This is a genomic window from Mesorhizobium sp. M0991, assembly GCF_040318915.1.
Lineage (GTDB): Bacteria > Pseudomonadota > Alphaproteobacteria > Rhizobiales > Rhizobiaceae > Mesorhizobium.
Genome location: NZ_JAMYNE010000013.1, coordinates 176,478 through 185,070, shown reverse-complemented (window position 1 = coordinate 185,070; position 8,593 = coordinate 176,478). Strand labels below are relative to the sequence as shown.

At 62.1% G+C, this 8,593-nt stretch carries 10 protein-coding genes and 1 tRNA gene; 9 read left to right on the top strand and 2 right to left on the bottom strand.

The window, feature by feature from the left end; all coding sequences use genetic code 11:
* Positions 1–266: 266 nt before the first annotated feature.
* Positions 267–719: a cupin domain-containing protein gene (locus NKH70_RS20335; protein ID WP_352714620.1), complete on the bottom strand. Its 453-nt coding sequence runs from the start codon at positions 717–719 to the stop codon at positions 267–269.
* 279 nt (positions 720–998) lie between these two features.
* Between NKH70_RS20335 and NKH70_RS20330 the strand changes: the two genes are divergently transcribed.
* Positions 999–1,084 (top strand) — tRNA-Leu (locus NKH70_RS20330).
* Positions 1,085–1,149: 65 nt separating this feature from the next.
* Here the strand turns inward: NKH70_RS20330 and NKH70_RS20325 are convergent.
* Complete coding sequence (locus NKH70_RS20325; RefSeq protein ID WP_023674774.1) at positions 1,150–1,728, bottom strand: NUDIX domain-containing protein; 579 nt, start codon at positions 1,726–1,728, stop codon at positions 1,150–1,152.
* 153 nt (positions 1,729–1,881) lie between these two features.
* Here NKH70_RS20325 and NKH70_RS20320 point away from each other — a divergent pair, with 153 nt between their 5' ends.
* From NKH70_RS20320 to NKH70_RS20285, 8 genes are all read left to right on the top strand, one after another.
* Positions 1,882–2,985, top strand: coding sequence for an NADH:flavin oxidoreductase/NADH oxidase (locus tag NKH70_RS20320; RefSeq protein ID WP_352714623.1), 1,104 nt, complete (start codon positions 1,882–1,884; stop codon positions 2,983–2,985).
* 108 nt (positions 2,986–3,093) lie between these two features.
* Complete coding sequence (locus tag NKH70_RS20315) at positions 3,094–3,411, top strand: SH3 domain-containing protein (protein WP_352453483.1); 318 nt, start codon at positions 3,094–3,096, stop codon at positions 3,409–3,411.
* Positions 3,412–3,473: 62 nt separating this feature from the next.
* Positions 3,474–3,767: a DUF982 domain-containing protein gene (locus tag NKH70_RS20310; RefSeq protein WP_352978877.1), complete on the top strand. Its 294-nt coding sequence runs from the start codon at positions 3,474–3,476 to the stop codon at positions 3,765–3,767.
* A 28-nt stretch (positions 3,768–3,795) separates the two neighbouring features.
* A complete protein-coding gene (locus NKH70_RS20305; protein ID WP_023674770.1) occupies positions 3,796–4,035 on the top strand; it encodes a DUF2188 domain-containing protein in 240 nt (79 codons plus the stop codon).
* A gap of 163 nt (positions 4,036–4,198) precedes the next feature.
* On the top strand, positions 4,199–5,284 hold the full coding sequence (locus tag NKH70_RS20300; RefSeq protein ID WP_352910801.1) for an ABC transporter ATP-binding protein: 1,086 nt from the start codon (positions 4,199–4,201) through the stop codon (positions 5,282–5,284).
* Positions 5,285–5,317: 33 nt separating this feature from the next.
* Positions 5,318–6,643: an ABC transporter substrate-binding protein gene (locus tag NKH70_RS20295; protein ID WP_352714629.1), complete on the top strand. Its 1,326-nt coding sequence runs from the start codon at positions 5,318–5,320 to the stop codon at positions 6,641–6,643.
* Positions 6,644–6,831: 188 nt separating this feature from the next.
* Positions 6,832–7,683 carry a carbohydrate ABC transporter permease gene (locus NKH70_RS20290; protein ID WP_376705884.1) on the top strand — a complete coding sequence of 284 codons (852 nt, stop codon included), beginning with the start codon at positions 6,832–6,834 and terminating at the stop codon, positions 7,681–7,683.
* A gap of 1 nt (position 7,684) precedes the next feature.
* On the top strand, positions 7,685–8,578 hold the full coding sequence (locus NKH70_RS20285) for a carbohydrate ABC transporter permease (protein ID WP_023717433.1): 894 nt from the start codon (positions 7,685–7,687) through the stop codon (positions 8,576–8,578).
* Positions 8,579–8,593 lie beyond the last annotated feature (15 nt).

The following is an 8,593-nucleotide window of genomic DNA, read 5'->3' as shown; positions in this document are numbered from 1 at the left end:
CTGAAGGAGCAACTTTGTTCTTGCTTTGTGCCGGCAGCTATGCTACTAATTTGGTTATGGTGCTAATTGGCTCCAACGACCCGCCTCCCGAGGCGGGTTTTTTGTTTTGGCCCCATTCATGGCAAAATGGCCCAAGCGGAATATGATTCCGTTGCGGCCAATCAGCTTTCGCCGCGTTAGCGGATCTTCTGAATCGACGGTCGCTGAGTTTGACGCACCCCATCGTTCGAGCCTTCAGCCGGTTCAATCAATTCGATCCCGAACTGTCACTTTTTGCTCGGATCGTCCGCCGGGTTGACGTAGGTGATCTTGAATGGCCCCTCGCCATGAACCTGGATAATCGTGTCGCTTGTCGTCCAGGCGAAGTGATTCATTCCGGCCGGCGCGACGCCGAAGCCGCCAGCAGTCAGTTCGACACCTTTCGCCTCGTCGAGCTTATCGCCCATTCCAATATGGAAGTTGCCGGAAAGCACCGTTACGTATTCCGTGGTGGGATGATTATGTGCGGCAATTTTGTAGCCGGCGGGTGTCTTCAACCGCAGCACATAGGCGCCGTCCTTTGAGGGATCTCCAGAGATAACAGCCATTTCAGCGCCAGCGGGAATGACAGCAGGCGCAGGAGCCCATTTGATGTCTTTGGCGTTCATCGGCATGTCATCGGCAAACAGAGGCGCCGTCCCAACAAGCAGCAGTGCCAGGGCAGTGGCAAGCTTGAGCATGACAATCTCCCAGTGGTTCGTAGAGGACGGCGTCGAGTATCGGCGCGCCGATCCCCTTGCCAATTCGAGTCTATCAGGGCGGAGCGCCTCAACGCATCCTGCGAACGGGGGACGCGCATTCGCGGTAGCCGCGGAAGCTGCCGCTAAAAACTTTCCAGGTGAAACGATTTTGTTTGTATCTCTGTAGGTAATAGGCCCTCGCTAGCTTCCGGTGCCAGATTTGTCGACGGCAGAAGACGGCTTGACGGCCTTTGGCTGCCGGCTGAAAAGGGCTGGCCTGCGGACGTGGCGGAATTGGTAGACGCAAGGGACTTAAAATCCCTCGATCTCTGATCGTACGGGTTCGATTCCCGTCGTCCGCACCAGATTGGTCTTCGTTTGATACCCTTCGTAACTGGAGACCAGACCGCTCGACCCGGTTCTGGCCGCCTCACCTCCCGATCGGGTTCAGCTTCAAATGCTGGATCAGGATGATCGTCTTGGCGTCGATAATCCGACCGTCGTGGATGCCGGCCAGCGCCTCGTCGAGCGGCATTTCCAAAACCTCGATGTCCTCGCCTTCGTCATGGGCGCCGCCACCGTCGGAAATGCGATCGGCGGGCGAATAGCGGGCGACGAAGAACCAGAGCCGCTCGGTTACGCTGCCGGGGCTCATATAGGGCGAAAACAGCCGCTGCACGTCCTTCAGGCGGTAGCCGAGTTCCTCCTCGGCCTCCTTGCGGATACAGGTTTCGGGATCGTCTTCGTCGAGCAGACCGGCGCAGGCCTCGATCAGCGGCTCCTTGTGGCCGGTGACGTAGGCAGGGTAGCGGAACTGCCGCACCAGAAGCACCGTCGAGCGGTCGGGATCGAAAGGCAGGATCACCGCGCCGTCACCGCGATCGTAGGTCTGACGGGTGTGCGTTTCCCATTTGCCGTCGCGCCGGCGGTAGTCGAAGACGGTCTTTTTCAAAACCGCCCATTCGTCGGAAAGGACTTCCTCCGAGCGGATGCGAATGCGATCTTCCATGGTGGACTCCCTGCTGCCGCGGCAAGGCGTAGCCGCGAATGGCGGTTCGTGCAATCCGGCCAGCTATTGGTCCAGAGCACCGGTTCACCGTCTCGTGTCTGGCGCTGGCACAATCGGCTGCATAAATAGCGGCAACCCTTCGCGGAGTTTTTTATGACCTCATCGCTTTTCCAGCCGATCACCCTCGATGGCCTCACCTTCCCCAACCGCATCGCGGTCGCGCCGATGTGCCAGTATTCGGCCGAGGACGGCTCGGCCAGCGATTGGCACCTCTATCACTGGATGAACCTGGCGATGTCGGGTGCCGGCATGGTCACCGTCGAGATGACCGAGGTCGAACGGCGCGGCCGCATCTCGCATGGCTGCCTCGGCCTCTATTCCGAAGACAACGAGGCGGCGGCGCGACGCACGCTGGATGCAGCCAAGCGGGTCGCCGCGCCGGGCACGAAATTCGGCACGCAACTTGCGCATGCCGGCCGCAAGGCGTCGAACCGCAAACCCTGGGAAGGCGGCGGACCGCTGACCGCCGATCAGGACCCGTGGCCGATCGTGTCGGCGTCGGCGATCGCCTACGACACCGGCTGGCAGGTGCCGCGGGCGCTGGAGGACGACGAGATCCTGCAAATCATCGAACGCTTCGCCGAAGCGGCAAAGCGGGCCGAGCGCGCCGGCTTCGACTTCATCGAGCTGCATGCCGCGCATGGCTATCTGATCTTCCAGTTCCTGTCGCCGCTCTCCAACCGGCGCACCGACCGCTGGGGCGGCTCGCTGGAAAACCGCATGCGTTTCGCCGTCGAGATCGCCAAGGCGGTGAAGAAGGCGGTGCCCAGGCTGATGCTGGGCGCGCGCCTGTCGATCAAGGAATGGGTCGATGGCGGCTTCGACGTCCAGGATGCGATCGAAGTGGCAAAAGCGCTGAAGGAAGCCGGCGTCGCCTATCTCTGCTGCTCGAGCGGCGGCAATTCGCCGTTGCAGAAGCTGCCGTCCGGGCCCGGCTACCAGGTGCATCTGGCCGAAGCGGTGCGCAAGGCCGTCGGCATCCCGACGCGGGCCGTCGGCCTGATCGACGATCCGAAACAGGCCGAGGCGATCGTTGCCGACGGGCGCGCCGACATGGTGGCGCTGGCGCGCGCCTTCCTTGCCGATCCGCGCTGGGGCTGGCGCGCCGCGGCCACCTTCGGTGAAAAAATCCACCCGGCGCCGCAGCTTGCCCGCTCGGTTACGACGATGCAGCATTGGATGAAGGCGGTGAACTGACGGCGGGTTCGTCTCGCTGGACAGGGCACCATAGCTTCGCTTTGATCCTCTGCCGGTGTAGAGTAGCCGGGGCCGCGGCTGGGCGCGGCGGGTTGGGGGAGCAGGGACATGTCGTTCAGGGGGATTTCCATTGCGGCTGCCGCCGCGGTTGTGGCCGGGCTGTCGTTCGCCTCATCGACGCCGGCCGGGGCGCAATATTGCGAAGGTACGGTGCACGGTCTTTCCAGGCACTACAATCTGGCAACGGGAAGCGGCTTTCTCGCCGTTCGGGCCCGGCCGAACTCGTCGTCGCGTATGATCGGGCAATTGTTCAACGGCGACCAAACCGAGATCTTCGATCGCCGCGGAAACTGGTACAAGGTCGATTTCGGCGGCCGCACCGGCTGGGCGAATGCACGCTGGCTGCGCAACGACTGCGGCTATTGAGCTATTTTCGCCTGAGCTAAAATAGCAGTTGCAACCAAATCGGCCGCTCCGCGTTGGCGGCGATGATGGACAGCAAGCCATTTGAAAAGCCGGTCGTGGTCGAACTCGGCCATGTCGGCAAGTATCGCCATATCCGCAGCGCCCAGGAGGCGGCGGAGTGCCTGATGACGGTCTGGCCACTCAATCGCGGGCCGCGTCATCGTGATGCCCTCGACACTTGCCTAAAAGTGCTGGAAGGTTATCGTTCGACGGCGGATGCGCGCCGGGCACTGATCGAAGCCGCCAGGGAATCGGACGTGCTGGTCCCAGACGACAGGCTGCCAGACGACAGACTGGCCGACGACAGGCTGCATTGAGGCAACGGGCTTTCAACCGGAGGGTTTCATGGCGAAACTGACCTACAAGATCGTCGAGCATGACGGAGGCTGGGCCTACAAGGTCGGCTCGACATTCTCCGAAACGTTCCCTACCCATCAGGACGCGTTGCGCGCCGCCGAGATCGCTTCCGCCGAACAGCAGGTCGCCGGCAACACCGACGGCATCCAGTACGAGGACGCCGACGGCAAATGGCACGACGAGCTCGCAGACGGCCGCGACCGGCCGCAGACCGAGGTTTCGGATTAGGGTGTGTCGATATCCAGGTGATGCCGGCGTGCTTTACAGGTCGGTTTGGTAGCGCTACCGTCTCACATCGCGCGTGACCGGGGAGGAGCCTGGCGCTGTCGCGGGCCAGGCAGGAAAGCGGTTTCCTTCGAAGTCGTTGCAGGAATCAATCGGGAGGAGATCGATGGCGTCTGTCGCAATCGGCGATGTCTACAAATCATTTGGGACCGTCGAGGTCCTGCACGGGGTCAGCGTCGATATAAATGACGGCGAGTTCGTCACGCTGGTCGGTCCTTCGGGTTGCGGAAAGTCGACCCTTCTCAGAATGATCGCCGGCCTGGAAAAGATCTCGCGCGGCCAGATCGCGATCGGCAAACGTGTCGTCAACAACGTTGCGCCAAAGGAGCGCGACGTCGCCATGGTCTTCCAGAACTATGCGCTCTACCCGCATATGACGGTCGCCGAGAACATGGCGTTCTCGCTGATGCTCAAGGGCGTTCCCAAGACGGAGAGCGATGCCGGCGTGCGGCGCGCGGCCGAAATCCTGGGACTGGTGCCGCTGCTCGACCGCTATCCGCGCCAGCTTTCCGGTGGCCAGCGCCAGCGCGTTGCCATGGGCCGGGCGATCGTGCGCGATCCGCAGGTCTTCCTGTTCGACGAGCCGCTCTCCAATCTCGATGCCAAGCTGCGTGTCCAGATGCGCGCCGAGATCAAGGAACTGCACCAGCGCCTGAAGACGACGACGGTCTACGTCACCCACGACCAGATCGAGGCGATGACCATGGCCGACAAGATCGTCGTCATGCATGACGGCATCGTCGAGCAGATCGGGCCGCCGCTCGAGCTGTACGACCGGCCGAACAACCTCTTTGTCGCCAGCTTCATCGGCTCCCCCGCCATGAACATGCTGAGGGGCGAGATCGTAAGCGACCGCTCGCCGTCGTTTCGCGGCGCCGGGGGGATTTCAGTCCCGTTGGCGTCGGCACTTTCCATCGGCAATGGTGAGCCGGTCGTGCTGGGAATACGGCCGGAGCATTTACGGCTGTCCGACCACCAGGGCATTCCGGTCACCGTCGTGGTGGTCGAGCCGACAGGGTCCGAAGTGCAGCTCATCGGCCGCACCGCCGGCGGCGAGGAGATCGTCGCCAATTTCCGGGAACGCCATTCCTTCACGCCGGGCGAAACCATCTGGCTTACGGCCGAACCTGGCCTCATCCATCTCTTTCACGGCAAAACCGGACAGCGGTTCGAAACACCCATCGAGCAGTAGGACGGCAAGGACAATAAGCAGGAGGAAGCAAGCATGAAATTCACCAGACGCGACGTGATCCGCACCACCGCCGGCGTGGCGGCGGGAGCCTTGGGAAGCCGGCTCATCGGCTCTCCCGCCTTTGCCCAGGAGGGATTGAAATACAAGCCCGAGGACGGCGCCAAGCTCAGGCTGCTGCGCTGGTCGCCCTTCGTGCAGGGCGACGAGGATCAATGGCTGGCCAACACCAAGCGCTTCACCGAAGCGACCGGTGTGGAGGTCCGCGTCGACAAGGAAAGCTGGGAGGACATCCGCCCCAAGGCGGCGGTCGCCGCCAATGTCGGCTCCGGCCCGGACCTGATGTTCGTCTGGTTCGACGACCCGCACCAATATCCCGACAAGCTGCACGACGTGACGGAGCTGGGCGAATATCTCGGCTCGAAATATGGCGGCTGGTACGACGGACCGCATCAATATGCGACGCGGCAAGGCAAGTTCCTCGGCCTGCCGCTGGCGACCATCGGCAATGCCATCGTCTATCGCGAAAGCTGGGTGAAGGAGGCCGGCTTCTCCGAATTTCCGAAGGACACGGCAGGCCTGCTCGAGCTTTGCAAGGCATTGCAGGCGAAGGGACACCCGGCCGGCTTCACGCATGGCCACGGCGTCGGCGACGGCAACAACTACGCCCACTGGCTGCTATGGAGCCATGGCGGCCAGATGGTCGACGAGAGCGGCAAGGTGACGATCAACAGCCCCGAGACGCTCAAGGCGATCGAATACGCGCAGGAGCTCTACAAGACCTTCATTCCCGGTACCGAAAGCTGGCTCGACGTCAACAACAACCGCGCCTTCCTGGCCGGCGAATTGAGCGTCATCGCCAACGGCATCTCGGCCTACAACACCGCCAAGATCAACAAGGATAAGGATCCGAAGTTGACCGAGATGGTCAAGGACATCCGCACCACCAACCTGCCGATCGGTCCGGTGGGGAAATCCGTCGAGCTGTTCCAGGTGACCACGGCCGTGATCTTCGACTACACGCCCTACCCCAACGCGGCCAAGGCCTACCTGCAGTTCATGTTCGAGGATCCGCAAATGTCGCAATGGATCACGTCCTCGGCGGGCTATTGCTGCCAGACGCTCAAAGCCTTCGACAACAACCCGGTGTGGACGGCCGATCCGAACAATGCCGCCTACGCCAAGGCCTCGGCGACGCTGCGGCCCAACGGCTATGCCGGCCCGCTCGGCTATGCCTCGGCTGCGACCATGGCCGACTATGTGCTGGTCGACATGTTCGCCAAGGCGGTGACAGGCCAGGCGACGCCGCAAGAAGCGATGGAAGAAGCCGAGAAGCGCGCAAACCGCTACTATCGCGTTTGAGCCGGGTTCAGCCGGGCAGCCATGGCTGCCCGGCTTCGAATCGCGCATGGCCGCCTGGCCGATCAATGGGACCTTAGAGGAGCCGACCCATGGCCGTGACCTCCGCTGCCGCTCAGCCACGCCGGTCGACGCTGTCGCGCATTCTGACGTTCGTGTCTGAAAGTCATAACGCGCTCGGCTTCGGCTTCATGCTGCCGGCGGCGGCCCTGCTGCTGGTCTTCCTGACCTATCCGCTCGGGCTCGGCGTCTGGCTCGGCTTCACCGATGCCCGCATCGGCCGCCCCGGCATCTTCATCGGCATCGAGAACTACGAATATCTGTGGGATGACGCCGTCTTCTGGCTCTCCGTCTTCAACACCTTGCTCTACACGATCAGCGCCTCGATCCTGAAGTTTGCGCTCGGCCTGTGGCTGGCGCTTATCCTCAACCAGAACCTGCCGTTCAAGTCATTCTTCCGCGCGATCGTCCTGCTGCCATGGGTGGTGCCGACGGTGCTGTCGGCGATCGCCTTCTGGTGGATCTACGATTCGCAGTTCTCGATCCTGTCCTGGGCGCTGATGGAAATGGGCCTGATCGACCATCGCATCAACTTCCTCGGCGATCCGGAGAATGCGCGGGCTTCGGTCATCGCCGCCAATGTCTGGCGCGGCATTCCTTTCGTGGCGATCACGCTGCTTGCCGGCCTGCAGACGATTCCGCAGTCGCTCTACGAGGCCGCCACGCTCGACGGCGCCAGCCGCTGGCAATTGTTCCGCTATGTGACGCTGCCGCTGCTGACGCCGATCATCGCCATCACCATGACGTTTTCGGTGCTGTTCACCTTTACCGATTTCCAGCTGATCTATGTGCTGACCCGCGGCGGGCCGGTGAACGCGACGCATCTGATGGCGACGCTGTCGTTCCAGCGCGGCATTTCCGGAGGCCAGCTTGGCGAAGGCGCCGCGATCGCAGTCGCCATGATCCCGTTCCTGCTGGCAGCGATCCTGTTCAGCTACTTTGGCCTGCAACGCCGCAAATGGCAGCAGGGCGGCGGAGATTGACATGACCGCGATCGAAACGAGCAAACGCCCTGAACTCGACGAAGGCGGCATGGGTTACCTGCAGAGTGTGCCGCGCCGCGTGGTGACGGTCTACCTGCCGCTGCTGATATTCGTCATCGTGCTGTTGTTTCCGTTCTACTGGATGACGATCACGGCGGTTAAGCCCAATCTCGAGATGACCGACTACGCCAATTTCAATCCGTTCTGGGTGGTGCATCCGACGCTCGAGCATATCCGCTATCTGCTCTTCGAGACGTCTTATCCGGGCTGGCTGCTCAACACGATCATCATCTCGACCGCCGCCACGTTCCTGTCGCTGCTGGCTGCGGTGTTCGCTGCCTATGCGATCGAACGCTTGCGGTTCTCCGGGGCGCGGCAGGTCGGCCTCGCGGTGTTCCTCGCCTATCTCGTACCGCCCTCGATCCTGTTCATTCCGCTGTCGGTGATGGTGTTCAACCTTGGACTTTACGACACGCCCTTTGCGCTCATCCTCACCTATCCGACCTTCCTGATCCCGTTCTGCACATGGCTGTTGATGGGTTATTTCCGCTCGATCCCGTTCGAGCTGGAAGAATGCGCGCTGATCGACGGGGCGAGCCGATGGCAGATCCTCACCAAGATCGTGCTGCCGCTGTCGGTGCCGGGCCTGATTTCCGCCGGCATCTTCGCATTCACCCTGTCATGGAACGAGTTCATCTACGCCTTGACCTTCATCCAGTCGTCCGAAAACAAGACTGTGCCGGTCGGCGTGCTCACCGAGCTGGTGCGCTCGGACGTCTATGAATGGGGGGCGCTGATGGCGGGAGCGCTGATCGGCTCGCTGCCGGTGGTGGTGCTCTATTCGTTCTTTGTCGAGCACTATGTTTCCTCGATGACCGGAGCCGTGAAGGAATAGCCGACATGGTGAGGA